Source organism: Ruegeria sp. AB10, from assembly GCF_056542745.1.
Genome location: NZ_JBQGAI010000002.1, coordinates 1 through 22,356, shown reverse-complemented (window position 1 = coordinate 22,356; position 22,356 = coordinate 1). Strand labels below are relative to the sequence as shown.

22 protein-coding genes and 2 tRNA genes are annotated in these 22,356 nt (G+C 59.3%); 15 read left to right on the top strand and 9 right to left on the bottom strand.

Features of this window, described 5'->3' with window-relative positions; all coding sequences use genetic code 11:
• Nucleotides 1-25 precede the first annotated feature (25 nt).
• The 3 genes from ACR0NT_RS05090 (at nt 26) to ACR0NT_RS05080 (ending at nt 1,126) form a co-directional block, all read left to right on the top strand.
• On the top strand, nt 26-532 hold the full coding sequence (locus tag ACR0NT_RS05090; RefSeq protein ID WP_480442830.1) for a cold-shock protein: 507 nt from the start codon (nt 26-28) through the stop codon (nt 530-532).
• A gap of 6 nt (nt 533-538) precedes the next feature.
• Nucleotides 539-1,006, top strand: a complete 468-nt coding sequence (locus ACR0NT_RS05085; protein WP_170671639.1) for a DUF192 domain-containing protein — start codon at nt 539-541, stop codon at nt 1,004-1,006.
• Between the two features lie 43 nt (nt 1,007-1,049).
• Nucleotides 1,050-1,126: transfer RNA gene (locus tag ACR0NT_RS05080), tRNA-Pro, on the top strand.
• Between the two features lie 10 nt (nt 1,127-1,136).
• Here ACR0NT_RS05080 and ACR0NT_RS05075 read toward each other — a convergent pair.
• A complete protein-coding gene (locus ACR0NT_RS05075; RefSeq protein WP_170443825.1) occupies nt 1,137-1,571 on the bottom strand; it encodes a hypothetical protein in 435 nt (144 codons plus the stop codon).
• 531 nt (nt 1,572-2,102) lie between these two features.
• Here ACR0NT_RS05075 and ACR0NT_RS05070 point away from each other — a divergent pair.
• Nucleotides 2,103-5,723, top strand: a complete 3,621-nt coding sequence (locus ACR0NT_RS05070; RefSeq protein WP_170671637.1) for a vitamin B12-dependent ribonucleotide reductase — start codon at nt 2,103-2,105, stop codon at nt 5,721-5,723.
• A gap of 545 nt (nt 5,724-6,268) precedes the next feature.
• Entirely contained in the window at nt 6,269-6,514 is a 246-nt protein-coding gene (locus tag ACR0NT_RS05065; protein ID WP_170443829.1) for an EF-hand domain-containing protein, read from the top strand.
• Nucleotides 6,515-6,563: 49 nt separating this feature from the next.
• On the opposite strand, the gene ACR0NT_RS05060 is transcribed toward ACR0NT_RS05065, so the two are convergent.
• Entirely contained in the window at nt 6,564-8,108 is a 1,545-nt protein-coding gene (locus tag ACR0NT_RS05060) for a trimethylamine methyltransferase family protein (RefSeq protein WP_170671635.1), read from the bottom strand.
• A 417-nt stretch (nt 8,109-8,525) separates the two neighbouring features.
• On the opposite strand from ACR0NT_RS05060, the gene ACR0NT_RS05055 reads away from it, so the two are divergent.
• Nucleotides 8,526-9,044, top strand: coding sequence for an outer membrane beta-barrel protein (locus tag ACR0NT_RS05055; protein WP_170443832.1), 519 nt, complete (start codon nt 8,526-8,528; stop codon nt 9,042-9,044).
• Between the two features lie 6 nt (nt 9,045-9,050).
• On the opposite strand, the gene ACR0NT_RS05050 is transcribed toward ACR0NT_RS05055, so the two are convergent.
• Nucleotides 9,051-10,241 (bottom strand): pyridoxal phosphate-dependent aminotransferase, encoded by a 1,191-nt coding sequence (locus ACR0NT_RS05050; protein ID WP_170671633.1) that lies wholly within the window; start codon nt 10,239-10,241, stop codon nt 9,051-9,053.
• Nucleotides 10,242-10,506: 265 nt separating this feature from the next.
• Here ACR0NT_RS05050 and cysS point away from each other — a divergent pair, with 265 nt between their 5' ends.
• The 3 genes from cysS to ACR0NT_RS05035 are packed head-to-tail and all read left to right on the top strand — an operon-like array spanning nt 10,507 to nt 14,317.
• Complete coding sequence (gene cysS / locus ACR0NT_RS05045; protein WP_170671631.1) at nt 10,507-11,904, top strand: cysteine--tRNA ligase; 1,398 nt, start codon at nt 10,507-10,509, stop codon at nt 11,902-11,904.
• Nucleotides 11,904-13,538, top strand: a complete 1,635-nt coding sequence (gene cimA / locus ACR0NT_RS05040) for a citramalate synthase (protein ID WP_170671629.1) — start codon at nt 11,904-11,906, stop codon at nt 13,536-13,538. The genes cysS and cimA overlap by 1 nt, the downstream gene beginning before the upstream one ends.
• 2 nt (nt 13,539-13,540) lie before the next feature.
• The gene (locus tag ACR0NT_RS05035) at nt 13,541-14,317 is read left to right on the top strand and encodes a squalene/phytoene synthase family protein (protein WP_170672433.1); all 777 of its coding nucleotides are present in this window, start codon (nt 13,541-13,543) and stop codon (nt 14,315-14,317) included.
• Nucleotides 14,318-14,319: 2 nt separating this feature from the next.
• Here the strand turns inward: ACR0NT_RS05035 and ACR0NT_RS05030 are convergent, their stop codons facing one another.
• Nucleotides 14,320-15,546, bottom strand: coding sequence for an MFS transporter (locus ACR0NT_RS05030; protein ID WP_170443840.1), 1,227 nt, complete (start codon nt 15,544-15,546; stop codon nt 14,320-14,322).
• A gap of 96 nt (nt 15,547-15,642) precedes the next feature.
• Here ACR0NT_RS05030 and ACR0NT_RS05025 point away from each other — a divergent pair, with 96 nt between their 5' ends.
• The 4 genes from ACR0NT_RS05025 to ACR0NT_RS05010 are packed head-to-tail and all read left to right on the top strand — an operon-like array spanning nt 15,643 to nt 17,739.
• The gene (locus tag ACR0NT_RS05025) at nt 15,643-16,275 is read left to right on the top strand and encodes a DNA glycosylase family protein (protein WP_170671627.1); all 633 of its coding nucleotides are present in this window, start codon (nt 15,643-15,645) and stop codon (nt 16,273-16,275) included.
• Complete coding sequence (locus ACR0NT_RS05020; protein WP_170443845.1) at nt 16,272-16,937, top strand: alpha/beta hydrolase; 666 nt, start codon at nt 16,272-16,274, stop codon at nt 16,935-16,937. The genes ACR0NT_RS05025 and ACR0NT_RS05020 overlap by 4 nt, the downstream gene beginning before the upstream one ends.
• 2 nt (nt 16,938-16,939) lie before the next feature.
• Nucleotides 16,940-17,443: a GNAT family N-acetyltransferase gene (locus ACR0NT_RS05015; protein ID WP_170671625.1), complete on the top strand. Its 504-nt coding sequence runs from the start codon at nt 16,940-16,942 to the stop codon at nt 17,441-17,443.
• On the top strand, nt 17,437-17,739 hold the full coding sequence (locus tag ACR0NT_RS05010; protein ID WP_170671623.1) for a putative quinol monooxygenase: 303 nt from the start codon (nt 17,437-17,439) through the stop codon (nt 17,737-17,739). Before ACR0NT_RS05015 ends, ACR0NT_RS05010 begins: the two co-directional genes overlap by 7 nt.
• Nucleotides 17,740-17,743: 4 nt before the next feature.
• On the opposite strand, the gene ACR0NT_RS05005 is transcribed toward ACR0NT_RS05010, so the two are convergent.
• Both ACR0NT_RS05005 and ACR0NT_RS05000 read right to left on the bottom strand, forming a co-directional pair.
• Entirely contained in the window at nt 17,744-18,169 is a 426-nt protein-coding gene (locus tag ACR0NT_RS05005; RefSeq protein ID WP_170443851.1) for a VOC family protein, read from the bottom strand.
• Between the two features lie 31 nt (nt 18,170-18,200).
• Nucleotides 18,201-18,806: a pseudouridine synthase gene (locus tag ACR0NT_RS05000; protein WP_170671621.1), complete on the bottom strand. Its 606-nt coding sequence runs from the start codon at nt 18,804-18,806 to the stop codon at nt 18,201-18,203.
• Nucleotides 18,807-19,019: 213 nt separating this feature from the next.
• On the opposite strand from ACR0NT_RS05000, the gene ACR0NT_RS04995 reads away from it, so the two are divergent.
• Entirely contained in the window at nt 19,020-19,607 is a 588-nt protein-coding gene (locus ACR0NT_RS04995; RefSeq protein ID WP_170443856.1) for an HNH endonuclease, read from the top strand.
• On the opposite strand, the gene ACR0NT_RS04990 is transcribed toward ACR0NT_RS04995, so the two are convergent.
• Both ACR0NT_RS04990 and ACR0NT_RS04985 read right to left on the bottom strand, forming a co-directional pair.
• Nucleotides 19,604-20,071: a disulfide bond formation protein B gene (locus tag ACR0NT_RS04990; protein ID WP_170443858.1), complete on the bottom strand. Its 468-nt coding sequence runs from the start codon at nt 20,069-20,071 to the stop codon at nt 19,604-19,606. The two genes, ACR0NT_RS04995 and ACR0NT_RS04990, sit on opposite strands and share 4 nt — an antisense overlap.
• A complete protein-coding gene (locus ACR0NT_RS04985) occupies nt 20,068-20,646 on the bottom strand; it encodes a YqaA family protein (protein WP_170671618.1) in 579 nt (192 codons plus the stop codon). The genes ACR0NT_RS04990 and ACR0NT_RS04985 overlap by 4 nt, the downstream gene beginning before the upstream one ends.
• Nucleotides 20,647-20,791: 145 nt before the next feature.
• Here ACR0NT_RS04985 and ACR0NT_RS04980 point away from each other — a divergent pair.
• Nucleotides 20,792-20,877, top strand: a tRNA-Leu gene (locus ACR0NT_RS04980).
• Between the two features lie 43 nt (nt 20,878-20,920).
• Here ACR0NT_RS04980 and ACR0NT_RS04975 read toward each other — a convergent pair.
• The gene (locus ACR0NT_RS04975) at nt 20,921-21,775 is read right to left on the bottom strand and encodes a hypothetical protein (protein WP_170671616.1); all 855 of its coding nucleotides are present in this window, start codon (nt 21,773-21,775) and stop codon (nt 20,921-20,923) included.
• Nucleotides 21,776-22,356: the final 581 nt, after the last annotated feature.

Genomic DNA, 22,356 nt, shown 5'->3' with positions numbered 1-22,356 from the left:
AACCGTGCCAGACGATCTGAACAACATGTACCGCGTACGTGGACACGTGAAATGGTTCGACCCCGCCAAGGGGTACGGTTTCGTTGTGTCTGACGAAGGCGGTCCGGATATTCTGTTGCATGTGAACGTGTTGCGCAATTTCGGTCAAAGCTCTGTCGCCGATGGTGCCGGAATCGAGATCATGACGCATCGCACCGACCGCGGTGTTCAGGCGGTCGAGGTCATCAGTGTCGATCCGCCCGCGCGGACCGACTCGATGATGCTGGCGGATTTTGCCGAGCTTGATCCTGTGGTGATCGCGGAAGCGCCGCTCGAAGCTGCGCGGGTGAAGTGGTTCGACAAGGGCAAGGGCTTTGGCTTCGCCAATGTCTTTGGCCGGGGCGAGGACGTGTTCCTGCATATAGAAGTGCTGCGCCGGTCCGGTCTTGCCGATCTGCAACCGGGCGAGGCGCTTGCGATGCGCGTCATCGACGGCAAACGCGGGCGTATGGCGGCTCAGGTGCTGGCCTGGGAATCCGCATTGGACGACTGATTATTCATGACCAGGCTTCTCGCGGTTCTTGCAAGTATTACAATGCTGTGGGCCGGAGAGGTTCTGGCGGCATGTCGCGAAGACCGTGTCGGTCTGCGCAATGATAAGACCCAGATTACCTTCAATGTTGAACTGGCGATAAGTCCGCAGGACAGGGCGCGCGGTCTGATGTTCCGCGAGTCGTTGCCGAAGCGGTCCGGGATGCTGTTCGTGTTCGACCCGCCGCAGCGGGTGGCGTTCTGGATGAAGAACACTCTGATTCCCTTGGACATCATTTTTCTGGACCGCACCGGCATGGTGACCCGCGTGCATGAAAACGCGATACCCGGCGACGAGAGCCAGATCTATGGTGGCGATTCGGTGTTTGCGGTTCTGGAAATCAATGCCGGGCTGGCGGACCGTTACCTGATCACTCCGGGAACCCAGATGCAGCACGAAGTTTTTTCGCAAGGCCCTGCAATTTGGCCCTGTTAGGGCTTTTCAAATCAGATGGGCATCGTTAGGAAGGCGCACGGTCCGGGGCGTGGCGCAGTCTGGTAGCGCACCTGTTTTGGGTACAGGGGGTCGTAGGTTCGAATCCTGCCGCCCCGACCACTTCTTTCCTTTAAATCGGTGAACCACCCATCGTCCGGAACAGCGCGCCAAGCGCCTGATCCAGGGCTTTGCTTTCCACCGGAACGTTGACTGCGGGCCCCTTTTTCTGTGGCACGTTAAAGAACAGCTCGGCATCGACGCGGTAACCCGACGTGTTTTTGGTCGATGTCATGCGCATGACGCTTTTCGGCAAATCCTGCGGATACCCATCATAGTTGAGAATCAGATAGGCGGTGGTGTCCGGCGGCAGCAACTCGGCGCATTCAAAAACCCGATTCCCGGTTTTTTCGAACTGCTCACCGGGGCCTGCGCATTGGGTTTCAAACGTATCGAAAAGCCGTTTTGGGTAGGTCTCGAACTGCGCACTGCGCGTGGGCGGGGGCACATCTTGTGGTGTGCAGGCCACGATCAGCACCAGTACTGGAAGTAAGCGAAACACCAACATCTGACCTGACCCCCTGGTAAGTCGTTTTACATGTAGCGAATTTTATCCACCCCATCGCCGGGCGGCGTTTTGATTCTTGTTCAGCCTATCCAGCTTAGTGCCAGTTTACCAAATGCCGGTAACTGTGCCGAGAAACACAGTTAATTCCCCTGAGCGCTTTTCGGGGCGGGTGCAACGGTCGGTGGATGAACCTGTGGAGGAATCGCAATCCGTCAATAAACGGCGCCTCGAAACTTTTGGGTCAACAAAAAAGATTTTGAAAATGACTGAAAAATGACATTGACGATCTATGGCTGAATACGCCAAGTTGTATGGGCCGAAAGGAGTGCCACTAAATCTGGTAGAATGACCAGAGTGGGGCATGGGGCGAGGGTCGGAAAGCACATCTATTTAACGTGCAACCGTATAGACGGTTTCGCGCTGTAAGAAGCAGCGCCCGGTCATTTGCGTCCAAATTTCTGGCACGGCTGACGGAATGCTGAAATGCCCCTGATGCCAACGGACAAGTTGTTTGAATCTAGGGCTGCGGACATGAAGATTGACAGAAAATTCACCAAATCGGGGCAGGACGCATACGCAGATCTGGACTTTGTCTCTGCGACCTCCGAGATTCGGAACCCGGACGGCACCATCGTTTTTCGCCTCGACGAAATCGAAGTTCCCACCAAGTGGAGCCAGGTGGCCAGTGACGTCATCGCACAGAAATACTTCCGCAAGGCCGGTGTCCCTTCGGCCCTGAAAAAGGTCAAGGAAAAGGACGTTCCCGAATTCCTGTGGCGCTCGGTTCCGGCTGAAGGCGCTGAATTTGGTGGTGAAACCTCTTCCAAACAAGTGTTCGACCGTCTGGCCGGTGCCTGGGCGTACTGGGGCTGGAAAGGCGGCTATTTCTCGACCGAAGAAGACGCGCGCGCCTATTTCGATGAGATGCGCTATATGCTGGCGACCCAGCGCGCCGCGCCGAACTCGCCGCAGTGGTTCAACACTGGTTTGCACTGGGCTTACGGTATCGACGGACCCGCGCAGGGGCACCACTATGTCGACTATAAAACCGGCAAGCTGACCAAATCGAAATCCGCTTACGAACATCCGCAGCCGCACGCGTGTTTCATCCAGTCCGTCGATGATGATCTGGTGAACGAAGGCGGCATCATGGATCTGTGGGTGCGCGAGGCGCGCCTGTTCAAATACGGCTCGGGCACCGGGACCAACTTCAGCCATCTGCGTGCAGAAGGCGAAGCGCTGTCGGGTGGCGGCAAGTCCTCGGGCCTCATGGGCTTTCTCAAGATCGGCGACCGCGCCGCTGGCGCGATCAAATCAGGCGGAACAACCCGTCGAGCAGCAAAGATGGTAATCGTCGATGCAGATCACCCCGATATCGAGCAATTCATCGAATGGAAGGTGATCGAAGAGCAGAAGGTGGCCTCGATCGTTGCCGGATCGAAGATGCACGAGAAGATGCTGAACGGCATTTTCGAGGCCATCCGCAGCTGGGACGGCGCGCAGGACGATGCGTATGATCCCAACACGAATGAAAGCCTGAAGAAGGCGGTTCGCGAAGCCAAAAAGGTCGCGATCCCCGAAACTTACATCAAGCGCGTGCTGGACTACGCCAAGCAGGGCCACGACAGCATCGAATTCCCCACCTACGACACGGACTGGGATTCGGAAGCCTATAGCTCGGTTTCGGGTCAGAACTCGAACAACTCGATCCGCGTGACCAATGCGTTCCTGACCGCCGTTGAAAAAGACGCCGATTGGGAGCTGATCAACCGCACCGATGGCAAGGTCGCCAAGACCGTCAAGGCGCGCGATCTGTGGGAAAAGGTCGGCCACGCCGCTTGGGCCTGTGCCGATCCGGGCATCCAGTTCCACGACACCGTCAACGAATGGCACACATGCCCCGAAGACGGTGAGATCCGCGGATCGAACCCGTGCTCGGAATATATGTTCCTGGACGATACGGCCTGTAACCTGGCGTCGATGAACCTGCTGACCTTTCTCAAGGATGGTGAGTTCCAGGCGGCGGACTATATGCACGCCTCGCGTCTATGGACCCTGACGCTGGAAATCTCGGTGACAATGGCGCAGTTCCCGTCGAAGGAAATCGCGCAGCTGTCCTATGACTTCCGCACGCTGGGTCTGGGTTATGCCAATATCGGCGGACTGCTGATGAACATGGGCTACAGCTACGACTCGGATGAGGGTCGGGCGATCTGTGGCGCGCTGACCGCAATCATGACCGGTGTAGCCTATGCAACCTCGGCCGAGATCGCTGGTGAGCTTGGCCCGTTCAAAGGCTATGAGCGCAACGCCGATCACATGTTGCGCGTCATCCGCAACCACCGCCGTGCGTCGCAGGGCGTGACCGAGGGTTATGAGAAGCTGGCGGTGAAGCCGGTGCCTCTGGATCACGGCAACTGCCCGGACAAGCGTCTGGTCGATCTGGCCATGTCGGCCTGGGATGAGGCGCTGAGCCTCGGTGAAAAAAACGGCTATCGCAACGCGCAGGCCACCGTGATCGCACCGACCGGCACCATCGGTCTGGTGATGGATTGCGACACCACCGGGATCGAGCCGGACTTCGCTTTGGTCAAGTTCAAGAAGCTGGCCGGCGGCGGTTACTTCAAGATCATCAACCGTTCGGTGCCGTCGGCGCTGGAAAAGTTGGGCTATTCTTCGGCTCAGATCGAAGAGATCGTGGGTTACGCGGTCGGTCATGGCACCATCGGCAACGCGCCGGGGATCAACCACACCTCGCTGACCGGTCATGGCTTTGGCCCGAACGAACTGGCCAAAGTGGATGCCGCGCTGGAAAGCGCCTTTGATATCCGGTTCGTCTTCAACCAGTGGACACTGGGCGAGGATTTCTGCACCGGCGTTCTGGGCATCCCGGCGACCAAGTTGAATGATCCGACCTTCGATCTGCTGCGCCATCTGGGCTTTACCAAGGCGGATATCGACGCGGCCAACGATCATGTCTGCGGAACCATGACGCTGGAAGGCGCGCCGCACCTGAAGGAAGAGCACTATTCGATCTTCGACTGCGCCAACCCATGCGGCAAGAAGGGCAAGCGTTTCCTTGGGGTTGATAGCCATATCACCATGATGGCAGCGGCGCAGAGCTTCATCTCGGGCGCGATCTCGAAGACGATCAACATGCCGAATGACGCGACCATCGAAGATTGCCAGAAGGCTTATGAACTCAGCTGGTCGCTGGGTGTGAAAGCCAACGCGCTCTATCGTGATGGCTCGAAACTGTCGCAACCTTTGGCGGCGGCACTGGTCGAGGATGATGACGAAGCGGCAGAAGTGCTGGAAAGCGGTTCGGCACAGGAAAAAGCCGTCGTTCTGGCCGAGAAGGTGATCGAGAAGGTTGTAGTCAAGGAAATCATCCGCAGCCATCGCGAAAAACTGCCGCATCGCCGCAAGGGGTATACCCAAAAGGCGATCGTAGGCGGCCACAAGGTCTATCTGCGCACCGGTGAGTTCGAAGACGGCAAGCTGGGCGAGATCTTCATCGATATGCACAAGGAAGGCGCTGGCTTCCGGGCGATGATGAACAACTTTGCCATCGCGGTGTCGGTTGGCCTGCAATATGGCGTGCCGCTGGAAGAGTTCGTGGATGCCTTCACCTTCACCAAGTTCGAACCTGCCGGGATGGTGCAGGGCAACGACTCGATCAAGAACGCGACGTCGATCCTGGATTACATCTTCCGCGAGCTGGCCGTGTCTTATCTGGACCGCACCGATCTGGCCCATGTGAAGCCCGAAGGCGCAACCTTCGACGATCTGGGCCGGGGCGAAGAGGATGGTTTGTCCAATGTCTCGGAAATCAGTGACAGCGCGGCCTCCAAGTCTTTGGAAGTGCTGAAACAAATCAGCTCGACCGGGTATCTCCGCAAGCGTCTGCCGCAAGATCTGGTGGTCTTCAATGGCGGCCAGGCCGAGGTGAACGGCATGGCCGAACCGGCGCCCACCTTTGAAGCGCCTGCAGCCGAAACAGCGGTCGCGACCGGCATGGACGCACGGACCAAGGCTAAGATGCAGGGCTATGAGGGCGATCCTTGCGGCGAATGCGGAAACTACACGCTGGTGCGCAACGGCACCTGCATGAAATGCAACACCTGCGGCGCAACCAGCGGGTGTAGCTAAGGCTACCGCCCCGGCAACCCGGGGCGCAGGGGTCGGAACGCTGCCACAGGTACCGGCCCCGACGAATACGGAGCAAGGCGCTGAGACTTACCATCGATGCCTCGCTCCACTCGGCCGACATGCCCGTGTCGGTCGGGAACAGGGTGGGGCGGAATATTTGCTCTTTCCCACTCTTTCACGGGGCGGGTGCGCTCGTCCCATGCGCAGTCCAGGCCGCAGGCAAAAAAACACCGGGCGGTCAACGAAATGAGCCTGGAAGGCGAAACTGACAGGGGGCTTCGGCCCCCTTTCTTTTTTGCAGCCCATTTGCCGGGTTTTGAGCAGAGCCTTGCCGTTTTGCGATGTGTCTGTCGGGCAAGTCTCGCCGAATGCATTTGGGGGATTTTTGCCGAGCAACTTGCCGCAGGTGCGACTCGGTCAAACACGCAAAGATTGGCGCGATACGGACAAATTCCCCTGATGCGGGTGACATCAGGATTGAGGACGGTGTTTGTGTTGGGTGTCCGGACGCAAAACCAAACAGAACTCAATCAGGAGGCATCACAATGAAACCGCAAACACTGACCGTAATTTCCGCCTTTGTCCTTGGACTGCCGGTTATGGCCATTGCAGACACCACGGCCGATGCAAACGGCGATGGTGTACTGACAATTGAAGAGGTTCAGGCCGTTGTGCCCGGCGTTGACACCGACACATTCTCGGCGATGGACGCAAACGGCGACGGCGCGCTGGATGAGGCCGAAATTGCCGTGGCGCAGGAAGCAGGGTTGTTGCCGGCGACCGACGGCTAACCCCGAATTTAAGGGCGGCCAGATAAACTCTGGCCGCTTTTACAGTGTCTTATTTGGCGAGATGAATGTTGAATCTGTCGCGAATCTCAGCATCCAAAATCGGATCGAACTGGGCTGGAGACGGGGACGACAGGATTTCTTCTTTCCGCTTGATCGCTTTTTCAATCAGATCGGGTTTGCCTAGCTCTGCCCATTCCTTGGGCGAGGTGCGGTCACCGAACGTTGGATAGACATAGTCCGCCTGCATCCGGCTGAGCGTGGCGTCGGTGCCCAGATAGTGGCCCGGACCGCCCATGCAGACCTCGGCCATCTGGTCCAGCGCCAGTGTCTCATCGTTGACTTCGATCCCACGCACACAGCGCTGCGCCTGTCCGATCAGATCGTCGCTGAGGATAAGGCTTTCGAGGCAGAAGCCCAGCAACGAGGCGTGCATACCTGCTGCTTCGTACACCATGTTCACGCCCGATAGCCCGGCCATGACATTCGAGCACATCTGCTCCCATCCGGCCTGCATGTCGGGCATTTTCGAGTCGGACGCTCCGGCGGCTGCACCACCCGGCAGATCGTAGAACCGGTGCATCTGGGCGCAGCCCGCGGTCAGCAGGGCCTGTTCGCCGGACCCGATCGACATGGCGCCGGTGCGCAGGTCCAAACCAAAAGGCCAAGTGCCAAAAATCGCTGGGGCACCTGGGCTTACGGCGTTTACATAAACCAGACCGGCCAGACATTCCGCCGTGGCTTGGGTGATCGCTCCGGCGATTGTCGAGGGTGCGGTCGCTCCGGCCATTCCGGCAGAAAGCAACAGCACCGGCATCCCAGCCTTGATGCACAGTTCCATGACCTCGCAGCTTTCGGTCGCGAATTTCATCGGTGGCACGACAAAGCAGTTCGAGTTCGAGATGAACGGACGCTCACGGAATTTATCTTCGCCGCCGGCGATCGTGTAGATCATCTCCATCGCGGGCGCCACGTGATGCGGTTCGGTGAAGGATGTGCCGATATGTTTGAAGGTACCCGAACAGCAGGCATAGATCGTGTTCAGATCCATCTCGAGGTTGTCGGGGATGTCTCGGCAGACCATGGGACGTTGAACAAAGTGAATATTTTCAAGCTGTTCACAGATACGGGATGCGTCATGCAGGTCCTGCACTGTTGAATCCCGGTATTCATTGCCGTGAACATCAACCATACTGACGGCCGCGCCTGCGGTGCCGTAGTGGACCTTGGTGCCGGACAGGTTCAGATCGGTTTTGCCGTCGCGGCTGTACAGAGTGACCGAGCGGTTTGCCTTGGCGACCGTGTCCTCGACCAGAGCGCGGGGAAAGCGGATGCGGCCATCATCGCCCAAAGTGCAGCCAGCACCGACGAGGTAATCGATCCCGCTCTGCGGCGCGTCGGCCAGACCGATGGTTTCCAGTGCGGTCAGCGCGGCTTCGTGAATACGTTCGATCTGTGCCTGGGTCAGAACATTGAGGACGCCACCCTCCATACCGGGGCGGATGGGGCGCAGATGTTCAGGCAGTGCTGTCGCACGGGCAGCACGGCGCGCGGCGCGTCCGCCGCTGCGGGAAGAGTTACGGGTTTGATCGGTCATGGGGCAGAATCCAGTAAATAAGGCGTCGTGAGGGTAGGGGTGTCACGCCTTGGACGGCCGCCCGCGCGCCGCACGGCCCCGATCCGCACCGATGGTGCGGCTGATCAGCCGGATCTTCCAAACTTCGTTTTGCATGTGGGTCCTCACATATTGGCGGTCAGTATTCCGACGCGCACCGGCGCTTTCTGTCCTGTTTGCGACCTGAGAGTTCAAAAGCGAAGCTGTGATGCATGTGTCACGGCGTTTGTTTGATTCAAAAGAATTTTTCCCGCTATGGCAGAAATCTGTTATGGTTCCTTCACTTATTTAAGAGTGGTTCGTGATCTCAATTGAATCTTAATGATCGTGAACCAAGTTTCTAAGTTACGTTGACCCGAAAGACCAAAGTCCCGACGGAAGGTTCTTTAGGAGAGTTTTATGAAAGCCCTTAAGGTCGTCTGCCTCTTTTTGGTGACGAGCATCGCAGCCCCAGCAATGGCTGAGGATTGGACCGGGGCTTATGCCGGATTCAGCTTTGGATATGCAGAAGCCGACGGCCCGAACGGGTCAAGCGGCAACGACACGGCCTTTGGCCCTCATATCGGCTATGACCGGGACTTCGGCAGCTTTGTTCTGGGTGGTGAACTGGAATACAACCATCTGTCCCTGGGCCTGAGTGATGGCGAGGGCAGTCTGGACAGCATGACCCGCCTGAAACTTCGCGGTGGCTATGATTTTGGCGGCGCCTTGGGATATGTTGTGGTCGGCGCGGCCCGGTTGGATGCTTCGGTCGACAACGATACGGCGGCCGTCTACGGAATCGGCGTGGCCTATCCGATCAACGACCGCTTTGTGATCAGCGGTGAGGCATTGCGGCAGGATTTCGATGACGTCACCCGGACAGATGGCGGGCTGGACGCGAGTGTTTTCAACCTGCGCACATCCTTCCGGTTCTGACGCCTGTCAGCCAACGGCGGAGTGATGTTCCGACAATTCAGACGCAAAGGTACAGATCGTGGACAGGGCGGTTGCGAATCTGTCGTCGTCAATCGTCATTGCCACACGGATATGGCCTGCGGCTGCGGACCCGAAACTTTCACCCGGCATAACCGCAATCGCGTGCGTATCCAGAAGGGCGTTGGCGAATCCATCACCGCTGAGCCCGGTGGCACGGATATCCAGCATCAGATACATCGCGCCCTGCGCCGGAACCAGTCCGATGGTGTTCTGCGCCTCGAGAATACCAACCGCCAGCGCGCGACGTCGGCGGAAGGGTTCGGCGATCTGTTCCTCCAGATCGTTGCCCGCGTTCAGTGCGAAACTGGCGGCGTCCTGGATAAATCCGGGTACACCATAGGTTGTGTGCGTGGCGAGGTTGATCAGATGCGAGATCACCTTTTCGGGACCGACGATCCAGCCGCAGCGGGACCCGGTCATTGCGTGGGATTTCGACATTGAACCAACGACCAGCGTGCGCTCGGCCATGCCCGGTAGGGTACGGGGCGAGATATGCTCTCCTTCCCAGACCTGCGTGTCATAGACCTCGTCCGAAATCAGCCAGAGATCACGCTGGCGGCACACCTCGGCGATCCCTTCGAGGGTCTGGCGGGAATACACAACACCGGTGGGGTTGTTCGGCGTGTTGACCAGCAAGGACACCGCGCCATCGGCAGCGGCCTCGATCTGTTCGGCGCGCGGCTGGAACGCGTCTTCGGCGGTGGTTTGGATTGATCGGGCCACAGCTCCGGCCCCCCGGATCGTGCCGGGGTAGGTGGCGTAATACGGGTCGAGATACAGCCCCACGTCGTCGGGATCACACACCGCGACATGGGCAGAAAACAGCGCTGATTGTCCACCGGGCGTGATCAATACATTGTGGCGCGTGGTGGGCACTCCGGTGCGTGCCTGCAGCCGGGCGGCCACTGTGTCGCGCAGCAGGTCGGTGCCGGGGACCATCGCATAACCGGTGTGACCTTGCCGGGCGGACTGGTCCATCGCCTCGAGGATCGACGCATCGGTGCGGATGTCGTGCTCGCCAATCGTCAGCTCGGTCACTGCGTAGCCGTCGCTGATCATCTGGCGGGCGCGATAGAACACGTCCCAACCGTCGCTGCCGCCTTCGGTCAGATGAGTGATGCGCTGCGACAGTTTCATGGGCCGTCTCCGTCTGGTGTCTTGCGCAGACAGGGCCAGAGGCATTGGAAATTGTCAATCAGCGACGTCGGGGCGTGGAACTCGGGGCTTGGCGCAGGGCGTTCTGCGTGGTACTGGGACAGTATGAACCGTATGACCTGCATCATTATCTGCTGCATTACCTGCTGATTTATCAAGCGGGCCGGTTTCTTTCGTTTTCATCCCTGAGACAAGTTGCTAAGCCCGCGCCAACGCGAGAAGCCACGCTGTCTTTAGGAGCTGACCGATGACGACGATCAAACTGCACAACACCCGGACGCGGACGAAAGAGGATTTCGTTCCGATCAGCGCCGACAATGTGCGGATGTATGTCTGCGGACCGACCGTCTATGACCGCGCTCATCTGGGAAATGCACGGCCGGTGGTGGTGTTTGATGTGCTCTATCGCTTGCTGCGGCACACGTATGGCACGGATCACGTGACCTATGTGCGCAATTTCACCGACGTGGACGACAAGATCAACGCAACCGCGCTGGCTCGACAGCAGGCTGGTGCTGCGGGCACGTTGGAACAATTGGTGCAGGAGCGTTCGGACGAGACCATTGGCTGGTATCTGCATGATATGGGCGCGCTGGGGGCATTGGAACCAAACGAGATGCCGCGCGCTACGCAATATATCGACCAGATGATCGCTATGATCGAAGGGCTGATCGAGAAGGGCCACGCCTACGCAGCCGCGGGGCATGTCCTGTTTGCAGTGGACAGCTGGAAAGAGAAGTATGGCGCTCTGTCCGGTCGGTCCGTCGATGACATGATCGCAGGGGCGCGGGTTGAAGTCGCGCCTTACAAAAAGAACCCGATGGATTTTGTGCTGTGGAAACCCTCGACCGATGAGTTGCCAGGCTGGGACAGCCCTTGGGGCCGGGGGCGACCAGGCTGGCACATCGAATGCTCGGCCATGAGCTATGAGCTGCTGGGCGACAGCTTTGACATTCACGGTGGCGGTAATGATCTGATGTTCCCGCATCATGAGAATGAGATCGCCCAGAGCTGCTGCGCACATCCCGAAGGGGAGTTTGCGCGGGTCTGGCTGCACAATGAGATGTTGCAGGTGGAAGGTAAGAAGATGTCCAAATCTCTGGGCAATTTCTTCACCGTTCATGACCTGTTGGAACAGGGCGTTCCGGGCGAAGTGATCCGCTTTGTCTTCCTGCAAACTCACTATCGCAAGCCGATGGACTGGACCGAGAAGAAGGCGCGTGAGGCCGAGGCGACACTGCGCAAGTGGCGGGCGCTGACAGCGGGCATCGAGCCCGCCGCCAGCGCGGCGCCCGCAGTTATCGCTGCGCTGAGTGACGACCTGAATACGGCGGGCGCTTTGGCGGAACTCTACCGTCTGGCTGCGGATGGGGATGCGGCGGGGCTGCTGGCGAGTGCGCAGTTGGTGGGACTTTTGTCTGACGAGATGGGCGCGTGGGCGGATACCGCTTCGGTGGATCTGTCTGCTCATGCGGGCCGGTTGGCGGATGCGCGGGTCGTTGCGATGCAGAGCAAGGACTTCTCGGAAGTGGACCGTCTGAAGGCCGCATATATCGCCGCCGGTTTGGAAGTTCGCATGAGCAAGGACGGGGTCGAACTGGTGCCCGGTGCCGGGTTTGACGCGGCCAAGCTGGAGGAGGTGTGATGTCAAAGGAACGGCTGTACCTTTACGACACGACCTTGCGGGACGGGCAGCAAACGCAGGGCGTGCAGTTCTCGACCGCTGAGAAAGTGCAGATCGCGCAGGCTCTGGACGAGCTGGGCGTGGACTATATCGAAGGCGGCTGGCCCGGGGCGAATCCGACGGACAGCGCGTTTTTCGAGGTCGCGCCAAAGACCTCGGCCCGTCTGACCGCGTTTGGCATGACCAAACGGTCGGGTCGGTCGGCCGAGAATGACGATGTTCTGGCCGCGGTGATGAATGCGGGGACGCAGGCCGTCTGTCTGGTCGGCAAATCGCATGACTACCACGTCACCGATGCGCTTGGAATCTCGCTGGAGGAGAATGTCGAGAATGTTCGCGCCTCGGTCGCGCATATCGTGGCGCAGGGGCGTGAGGCGTTGTTTGACGCCGAGCATTTCTTTGACGGCTACAAGGACAATCCCGGTTACGCGATCGAGGTGTGCCGGGCCGCTCTGGACGCCGGGGCGCGCTGGGTTGTGCTGTGTGACACCAATGGCGGCGCGCTGCCGGCGGAGGTCTCGCGCATTGTGTCCGAGGTGATTGCTGCGGGGCTTCCGGGGGATCGGTTGGGTATTCACACCCATAACGACACCGAGAATGCGGTGGCCTGTTCTTTGGCAGCCGTGGACGCCGGGGCGCGGCAGATTCAGGGCACGTTGAACGGATTGGGGGAGCGTTGCGGCAACGCCAACCTGACGGCGCTGATCCCGACGTTGTCGTTGAAAGAACCCTATGCCACGGGCTTTGAGACAGGTGTCAGCTTGCAGGCGCTGGGTGGGCTGACGCGTATCAGTCGAATGTTGGACGATATCCTGAACCGGGTGCCCAGCAAGCAATCGGCCTATGTCGGGGCTTCGGCCTTTGCCCATAAGGCGGGGTTGCACGCCAGCGCGATCCTCAAGGACCCGTCGACCTATGAACATGTAGAGCCGGGCGCGGTCGGGAACGCGCGGATCATTCCGATGTCGAACCAGGCGGGGCAATCGAACCTGCGCAAACGCCTGACCGAGGCCGGTCTGGTCGTCGAAAAAAACGACCCGGCGCTGGGGCGCATTCTGGACCGGATCAAGCAGCGTGAGGCCGAGGGCTATTCCTATGATACCGCGCAAGCCAGCTTTGAACTGCTGGCGCGCGATGAGTTGGAGCAATTGCCCGAGTTCTTCGAGGTCAAGCGCTACAAAGTCACTGTTGAGCGGCGCAAGAACAAGTACAACAAGATGGTCAGCCTGTCCGAGGCTGTGGTTGTCGTGAAGGTCGACGGGGAAAAGAAGCTCTCGGTCAGTGAGTCCATGGATGAAAACGGCAGCGACCGGGGGCCGGTGAACGCACTGGCCAAGGCGCTTTCGAAGGATCTGGGGCAGTACTCACAGATTCTGGCCGATATGAAGCTGGTCGATTTCAAGGTGCGCATCACTCAGGGCGGGACCGAGGCGGTGACCCGTGTGATCATCGACAGCGAAGACGGGCAGGGGCGGCGCTGGTCGACCGTGGGCGTTAGTGCGAACATAGTCGACGCTTCGTTCGAGGCGCTGCTGGATGCGATTCAGTGGAAGCTGGTGCGCGATTGCGGATCGCAGACGGCGGTGGCCGAGTGACCGTGGAATTCAACGACGACGTCAAGGCTTGCGCGGAACTGGTCCATCGCGCCGATCCCGACCGGTTCATGGCGGTGATGGCGGCGCCCGTTGCCGCACGGCCGCTGTTGTTTCCGCTCTATGCGTTGAATGTCGAGGTCGCGCGCGCACCTTGGGTTACTCAGGAAGCGATGATCGCCGAGATGCGGCTGCAATGGTGGCGCGATGCGTTGCAGGAGATTGCCGAGGGTAAGCCCGTGCGCAGGCACGAGGTTGTGACGCCTCTGGCGCAGGTTCTGTCGCCGCATCTGGCTGCTATGTTGGATGAGTATGTGGCCGTCAGGCGCTGGGACATCTACCGTGACCCGTTTGAGGATGAGGCGCATTTCGACGCCTATATCAATCACTCCGCTGGCTCTCTGATGGTTGCGTCGGCGCAGGTTTTGGGCGCTGCGGACGAGGGCGTTTTGCGTGACTTCGGTTATGGTGTTGGCGTGGCAAACTGGCTGCGGGCCATTCCCGATCTTGAGGCGCGGGGTCGTATTCCTTTGCTCGACGGCACGTCCGATGGCGTACGTACGCTGGCGCAGAAAGCGCTGGAGCGGCTTCAACGGGCGCGGTCCAGTGCGTCTGCTGTCTCGGCAGATGCCCGGCCCGCGCTTTACGCCGGGTGGCAGGCGGAATGGGTTCTTCGGCAGGCCGTGGCCCGCCCGGATCGCGTGGCCGCCGGGGATTTGGCGCAGGGTGAAATTCGCCGCAGGCTGTCACTGATGTGGACTGCCGCCAGCGGGTGCTGGTAGGGTCAGACTGTTTCCGCCTCGGACGGTTTCAGAACCAGCCACAGCAGCGCGCCGCCCGCCAGCGTCAGCAGCGGGATCATGGCGAGGTTCACCGCCGTCCAGCCCTCGACCGCGGAGCCGCCCGAACAGTTCATCAATCCGCCCGAGGCCAGTGATGCAAGCGTGACGCCGCCAAACACCAGCAGATCGTTCAGGCCCTGCATCCGGCCGCGTTCATTCACGTCATGCGAGGCGGCCAGCATGGTCGTGGCTCCAATAAAGCCAAAGTTCCAACCAACCCCCAGCAGGATCAGGGCGACGAAAAAATTGCCCAACTCGACACCTTGCAGGGCAACCACGCCCGCGCCAGCCAGAATAGCAAGGCCAAGGGCGACGATTTTCTCGACCCCAAAACGCGCGATGAGCTGACCGGTGAAAAAGCTGGGCACATACATTGCCAGCACGTGGCTGGTGACCACGTCGGCGGCGTCATTTGCGCTGAACCCACAGCCCACTACCGCCAGCGGGGTCGAGGTCATCACAAGGTTCATCAGCGCGTAAGACACCATGGCGCAGATGATGGCCACGGCGATGCGCGGCGTCTTCAGCATTTCCAGACGGGACCGTCCCGTTGGTGCGCCTTCCTTGGCCTTTGGCGGTGTTGGAATATCCAGAAAGAAGAACAGAGCCGAGCCAACGACATTCAGCGCGATTACCGCCATGTATGTTCCCAGGAACGGGATCACATAGGCGGTCGAGGTCAGCTTGACGATCTGCGGCCCGATGATGGCCGCAGCCAGACCACCGGCCATAACGTAAGAGATAGCCTTGGGGCGGAATGCATCCGACGCGGTGTCAGCGGCGGCAAAGCGGTAGAATCCGTGGGCGCTCATGTAGATGCCGGTTAGCAGGCTGCCCAGCAGGAAGATCGGGAACGAACCCAGATACAGGCCATATGCGCCTACCAAACCGCCACAGGCGCCGGCGGTGGCGCCGACCAGAAAACCGGCACGCCGCCCCCAACGCTGCATGATCGCCGAAATAGGCGTGGCTGCCAGCATCGAGCCCAGAACGATCAGCGAAATGGGTAGGGTGGCCAGACAGGGATTGGTCGCCAGCGACTGACCTGCAAGCCCGCCAACGATGAAGATCATCGGCATCTGAGACCCCAGCACGGCTTGCGCCGCCACCAATACGGCGACGTTGCGTTTGGCTTGGCTGTTGTCCGGGGTGGCGGCGGTCAGTGTCATGGGCCTATGGGTATCCGCGAAAACTCAGCCGCACAAGCGGGTTGCATATGCGGCAAAGCAGCCTAACGTGCACGTGATCACCAGCCCGGAGCGCGCATGTCCGTAGGACGTATCATCGAAACCAACGAATGTGTGTCGGAAGGCGCGGCGTGGCTGGCCGAAACGTGTCCGCGTATGGCTTGGGCGATGGAGCAAACCGGACCGTTGCCCCTGCGCCGCCGTCCGGACGGGTTTGCGCAGTTATTGAGCGCGATTGTCAGCCAACAGGTTAGCGTCGCCTCGGCCAATGCGATCTGGAAGCGGTTGCAGGATGCCAAGCTCACCGGACCGCGCAAGATCATGTGGGCAACCGATGACGATTTGCGCGCCGTGGGGCTGAGCCGCCAGAAAATCCGGTATGCCCGTGCTCTGGCTGAGGCGCGAATTGATTACAGGGCATTGCGCGATGCTCCTAATGCAGATGTTGTTGCGACGTTGACTGAAGTGCAGGGCATTGGCGTCTGGACCGCCGAGATCTACGCGATGTTCTCGCTGGGCCGCGCCGACGTGATCGCGCCGGGTGATCTGGCGCTGCAAGAGGCCGCGCGGATCCTTTATGACCTGCCCAAACGCCCGACCGACAAGGAACTGCGACAGATGGCCGAGGCCTGGTCGCCGTGGCGCTCGGTTGCGGCGCGGGTTTTGTGGGCCTATTACCGGGTGGCAAAAGAACGAGAAGGGATCAGATGACACGGGTTTTGAATGCGCTCCGAAAAGAGCCGGTTTCGGGCGATACGCGCTCGGTCGTGGTGTTCGTGCACGGCTATGGGGCCAATGGCGCCGATTTGCTGGGTCTGGCCGATCCGCTGGGTGAACACCTGCCGGATACGCTGTTCGTTGCCCCGGATGCGCCCGAACAAATTCCCGGAATGCCAAACGGCTTTCAGTGGTTCCCGATCCCGTGGATTGATGGCTCGTCCGAGGAAGAAGCGCGGCGCGGCATGGAAATGGCTGCCGACGATTTCAACGCTTTCCTCGACGCGCTGATGGTGGACGAAGACGTGCTGCCCGAGCAGGTGGTTCTGTTCGGATTCTCACAAGGCACCATGATGAGCCTGCATGTCGCCCCGCGCCGCGAAGACCCGGTGGCCGGGATTGTTGCGTTTTCAGGCCGGTTGCTGGAGCCCGATCTGCTGCCCGATGAGACCGTCAGCCGGATGCCAATCCTGCTGGTGCACGGGGACTCCGACGACGTGGTGCCGCCACAATCGCTGCCCGAAGCCGCCGAAGCCCTGCAGGCGGCGGATTTCAAGGAAATCTATGCGCATGTGATGAAGGGCACTGGCCACGGTATCGCACCCGATGGCCTGAGCGTTGCGCTGGCCTTCATGCGCGACAAGTTGAGCTTGTGACCATGATCGCGGTCCGCCCCATGATGCCCGAAGATGTCAGCGCGTCCTGCCGCATCCTCAATGATATCATCGAGATCGGAGGCTCGACCGCGTTTGAAATTCCGTTCTCCGACGCGCTGTTTGCGCAAAGTTACCTTGGTGGATCGGACATGATTTGCTGTCACGTTGCCCTGGACGATCAGGGTGAGGTGGCGGGCTTCCAATGGCTGGGAACGCATGATGCGCTGCCTGAGGATTGCGGAGATATTGCAACCTTCACCCGCCGCACACCCGTGCTGAAAGGGGCTGGGCGGGCGCTGTTCGCGGAAACGACCAAATACGCCGCCGGGGTCGGGTTGAACGCAATCAGCGCAACCATTCGCGCCGACAACGGAATGGGGCTGGGTTACTATGACAAGATGGGATTCCGTGACTACTCGGTCGCCTACGGGGTGCTGTTGCGGAGCGGAAGACCGGTCGACAGAATCACCAAACGGTTTGACCTGAGAAAGGACGCCCCATGTTGATCGTGACCGGAACTGTTGAGGTTTCGCCAGAAGGTGTTGAAAAGGCAGCCAAAGCCGCGCAGGCGATGGTGGCCGAGACGGTGAAGGAACCCGGCTGTCTGGTCTATGAGTTCAGCCGGATTCTGGGGCATTCCACACGGTTTCGCGTCTATGAGGAATGGCAGGATCAGACCGCTTTGGAGGCTCATTTTGCAGCGCCGCATATGGCGGTGTTTCAGGCTGCGTTGGCTGAGGCCGGCGTCGTCTCAAGCGATATCTACCGCGTTGTTGGCGGTGAAAAGCAGCCATTGCGTTGACCAGTCAGTCCCACAAGTGACCCTCGGCAAACTCGACTGAATTGCCGGACGGGTCGCGCACGTAAAGCGAGCGTGCGCCGCTTGGCCAGTCGAACTCGGCATCCATAGGAACGTTCCAGTCCAGCAGATGTTTGCGCATCACATGGATCTGATCACGCGTCAGGATCAGGCAGACATGGCCGGGACCGCGCGCGCCGTGAGGTGGGACCGGAAGGTCGGGATTGCCGGGCGGTTTCTCGGTTTCATCCGCGTTGAACAGTAACAAGACCGAGCCGCCAACCCGGAAGAACACATGCCGGTCGGCAACCCGTTGGATTTTCTCAAGCGCCAGAATCTCGCCATAGAACTGTTCCGCCGCATCCAGGTCATCGACGTAGAGCGCGGCCTCAAGAATACCCGAGGGCGCGGGTATGTCTGGCGTGACTTTCATTCGGTAAGTATATCACAACACGCGGTTTTTGTCACCGGCGCGGGCGGCGGTCCCGTTTTCGCTGCGGGGCGGAGTTCAACGCCGGAGCGGGCAGGCTGTCCCATTGACCGGGTTCAAGGCCATCCAGGGACCAGTCACCGATCCGGGCGCGGATCAGGCGCAGTGTCGGGTGCCCGACGGCCGCTGTCATCCGTCGCACCTGACGGTTGCGGCCCTCGCGCAGGGTCAGTTCGATCCAGCAATCGGGCACCGTTTGGCGCACCCGGATCGGAGGGTTGCGTGGCCACAGCCCCTCGGGTTCATCCATCAATCGCGCCTTGGCCGGGCGTGTCTTGCCGTCTTTCAATTCAACCCCATCTCGCAGGGCCTTCAGCGCGGCTGCATCCAGCAGGCCTTCGACCTGTACCCAGTAGGTTTTCGGCATTTTGTGCTTGGGGTCAGCGATCTGTGCCTGCAGACGCCCGTTGTCCGTCAGCAGCATCAGCCCCTCGCTGTCCCGGTCCAGCCGCCCGGCCGGATAGACACCGGGCAAGTCGATGTAATCCGACAAAGTGCTGCGCGGCGACTCCGCATTGGCGCGGTCGGTAAACTGCGGCAGCACGTCGAAAGGTTTGTTGAATCGGATGAACCAGCTCATGTCTCTCGCCATAGCCCGCAGGCCACATTGGTGCAACCTGTGGATAACTGTCACGCAAATGTTACGGATTCACCTTAACCAACACCCGAGATATTGTGGAAACTCAGGGCTTGTCAGAGTTTTAACACGATATATAGTTAAGTTAAGGCCGGGGCGGGTGTTCCCCGCTCTGATGTCAAAAACGGGCAGAGCAGAGCGAGGAGCGATTCTGATATGGATGGAGACTTCAGGACCGAATTTGTCAGGGAACCCGGTGCGCTAAAGCATCATCCGGCATTGGTTTTGAACGCCGATTATCGCCCCTTGTCCTATTACCCGTTGTCCCTGTGGCCGTGGCAAGAGGCGATCAAGGCGGCCTGGCTGGACAGGGTGGACATTGTGGCCGAGTACGACGAGGTCGTCCGAAGCCCGAGTACCGAAATACGAATACCGTCGGTTGTTGTCCTCAAAGATTATGTAAAACCCAGAAAGCGCGTGGCCTTCACGCGCTTTAATTTATTCTTGAGGGACGAATTCCGCTGTCAGTATTGCGGCGGCAAGGGTGATCTGACTTTTGACCATGTGGTGCCACGTGCCGCCGGCGGCGTGACAAGCTGGCAGAACGTGGTGGCAGCGTGCAGCCCCTGCAACCTGAAAAAGGGTTCGAAATCGCTGCGGCAAGCAGGAATGACCTTGCGCAAACCGCCACGCCAGCCGGATGCCGAGGTGTTGCGCAATATCGGGCGCAAGTTCCCACCGAACCACCTGCATGACAGCTGGATCGACTTTCTCTATTGGGATGCGGAACTGGACGAGTTCTAACGACCCGCCCGCCACGCGGCGATCCAGACCAATACCAGAACGCCCGACAGGATGGCGTTCCACCCGGCCATCGAAATGCCCATCATCTGCCACGGGATGTCATCGCAGCGCACCAGCGGGGCGGACATGATCTGATCCATCAACTCTTGCGTCGACAAGCCACCGATATCGCCGGAGGTACAGCTTGTTGGGCCTTCCCACCATTTTTGCTCGACCCCGGCGTGGAATACACCGATGGCTGCGGTTGTCAGGGCGGCCAGAGCGCCCAGCAGTGGCAGCAGATTTACGCGCGGCAGCACCAAAGCCACGGCACCGATCAGAATGGCCGCGCCATGTGGATACCGCTGCCAGATGCACATCTTGCAGGGCGCCATGCCACCAAGATGTTGAAAACCCCACGCGCCTAGCAGCAGCGCCAAAGACCCGCAGCTTGCGATCAGGACCAGAGTGTTTTTGCGTGTCATAGGTATCTCACCGCCAGGAACCCGCCGAACAGAAGCACGACGAACAGCGTGAACATAAGGCCCAGGCGCTTTTCAATGAAGGCCCGGATCGGTTCTCCGAAGCCCCAAAGCAGCCCGGCGACCACGAAAAAGCGCAGCGCGCGGGCTAGGATCGAGGTGGCGATGAAGGTGCCCAACGGCATCCCGGTCCAGCCAGACATGATGGTGATGACCTTGTAGGGGAAGGGCGTCACACCGGCGCCCAGAACGGCCCAGAAGCCGAAATCGTTGAAGCGGGTGTTGAACTCTTCCATGGCGTGCGCCTTGCCCATGGACTCCAGAATCGGTTGCCCGATGCTCTCATAAAAGAACGCCCCGATGGCATAGCCCAACAAGCCACCCAGAACCGATGCAACCAGAGCGACCGTTGCAATCAGCCATGCGCGCGACGGGCGGGCCAGGATCATCGGAATCATCAGCACATCCGGCGGGATCGGAAAGACCGAGCTTTCGATAAAGGCGATGAATGCCAGCGCCCACAGGGCGTGCGGATGTTCGGCCAGACGAATGGTCCAGTCATAGAGCGAGCGCAACATCTGGTGCTAAAATCCTGTTCTAACCTAGCGCAAGCCAAACCATGCACCCGCTGAGGCGTCAACCACCGCAGTGAAAACAAAACGGATTTGGGTTGGTTTTTGCCTCTGGACCTTCCCGGTCATGGACGCTAATCCAGTGTTCGTGGCCCAAGTGGCGGAATGGTAGACGCAGGGGATTCAAAATCCCCCGATGGCAACATCGTGAGAGTTCGAGTCTCTCCTTGGGCACCACGTAATCCTGCAGATGTTTCACGGCAACCAGCGCTTGGCCTTGCTATCCGTCCAGAACGTTGCCCTCTGGAAAGCAGTCGTCATTAACGATCTGAAAGCTCTGCTCTCTGTGCAGTCCGATCCAAGCGACCGAGTTTGTGAACCCCTTTACGATTCTGACTGTAAGATGTTTGGCCCCGTCCAATATCTGACGCATTTGATCAGAGGCATCCTGAAACAACAGTCTGCACGCAAGCCTGAGATCGACCTGATCATAAGGAACCCGTGTTTCACCGCGACGTCCGAATGTCATTGTTACTTTGCCATCTTTTTCTTTGTCATAGTTTACCGGGGACCAACCTTTCAGTGAACCGGGAAAGGCCCATGTAAACATCACCTGTTCGTCATGGCTTAGACATGCCCCGTCCTGCACCGCTACAGGAAAAATATCTGTCAGTTTCTTGTCCTCGGCATCGACGAAGCGGAAGCCGAGGCGATAGATATCGGTCCGGGTTACCCCTTCGGGTGGATTGGGTAACCGCGTCAAAACAGACCCACACACCGCCCTTAGAAACTCTCCGTCCAGGGTGTGTTGGGGTTCCTCAGAGCCCCGGACACGTAAGAAGTTCACGTTCATATCCAGCGCGTGTTCCCCCTGCAATGTGGTCCAGGTTGGATCGAAGCTTTGCCAAGTCACGTCACCGCTGGTGTAGGTGGGTCCAGCCCGCCCCAAGGGATGAAGTGTCTTTGGGCCTTCAATGAGATTGCTTGCCAAGACCAGAACGGCGGCGACGGCGGTGCAGATGAATATCAGCTTCAGGGGCAGCCTTTTCTTCGGCGGTGGCCGTGGCGGCACGTAATCGGATGGCAATTCCTGAGTGGTATGTTCAGTTTTCAATGGGGTGTCGTCCGAGGCCATAATTTTGTCTTTGCTGCAAATACCCTTGCAGCTTGTCTACGAAATTCGACGATTCAATGGCAATGCAGATTGTTTTGGCGGGTTGTAATCGGCCACAGTCAAAACTGCCCTTCATTACGCCAAATGGCAGTTTTCAGTCGGTCTTGCAAAGTTTGGAAGGTCTCGCGACCCCGCGGAACAAGCGTCTAAGCTGACAGGGTGCATTCAGCCGGATAAGCGGGGAAACTTTTGGAACTCGCCTCAAATCTGCGGATTGAACGCATCAACAGAGGCGCAGGGGTTGACAAGTTGAGTGTCTGAATGAAACGTCGAAGATGTTGGGAGATTTTGGAAATTCAGGCGCTTGGCCTCGTTGCAACGGGTTCAGGCTTGCCTTATCGGCGGGGGCCCTGGAGGGGGAGACGCTGGGCGATTTCCCATCCACCATAAGAATTGGGAGTTCTCAAAAATGAAAAACAGCAGCAAGCTTAGCCTCGGCGCGGTTGTTACTGCGGCCTTTATGGCTCCGGCGGCGTATGCGGAGGAATTCATCACGATTGGCACCGGCGGTGTGACGGGTGTGTATTATCCGACCGGCGGTG